The following is a 634-nucleotide window of genomic DNA, read 5'->3' as shown; positions in this document are numbered from 1 at the left end:
ACGATCGGTCGTGTCAAAGCGTACGAAGCAATCGTCAAAGGTGAGAATGTACCACAACCGGGCGTACCGGAATCGTTCCGAGTCCTCATTAAAGAGCTTCAATCCCTCGGTATGGACGTTAAGATGATGTCTGCTGATGATGAAGAGATCGAAATGCGTGACGAAGACGAGGACAATATCCCGAACGCGACTCCAGCACTCGAAGAAGTTCAAGCGCCTGTCGCACCAGTTGTTACTGAAGAGGAATAAGCGAAAGGGAGGTCCACCCCTTGGTAGATGTTAATAGATTTGAATATATGCAAATCGGCCTCGCTTCCCCCGAAAAGATCCGTTCATGGTCTTTCGGGGAAGTGAAAAAGCCGGAGACGATCAACTATCGTACACTCAAACCGGAGAAAGACGGTTTGTTCTGTGAACGTATCTTTGGTCCAACAAAAGACTGGGAATGTTACTGTGGTAAATACAAACGGATCCGCTATAAAGGAATCATTTGTGACCGCTGTGGCGTTGAAGTCACGAAGTCGAAAGTCCGCCGTGAGCGCATGGGTCACATCGAGCTCGCAGCACCGGTTTCGCACATCTGGTACTTCAAAGGAATTCCTAGCCGTATGGGACTCGTCCTCGACATGTCACC

1 protein-coding gene and 1 pseudogene are annotated in these 634 nt (G+C 49.2%); both read left to right on the top strand.

Translation table 11 applies throughout. The features are described 5' to 3' along the window. On the top strand, positions 1–249 hold a 249-nt coding region (locus B2751_RS10065), incomplete at its 5' end, for a hypothetical protein (RefSeq protein ID WP_290774581.1). Positions 250–269: 20 nt separating this feature from the next. After that, positions 270–634 (top strand): annotated as a pseudogene (locus B2751_RS10060) (DNA-directed RNA polymerase subunit beta'); the annotation flags it as partial.

This window comes from Exiguobacterium sp. UBA6282, from assembly GCF_002440475.1.
Classification (GTDB): domain Bacteria; phylum Bacillota; class Bacilli; order Exiguobacteriales; family Exiguobacteriaceae; genus Exiguobacterium_A.
This window is presented reverse-complemented; position numbering and strand designations above follow the sequence as displayed.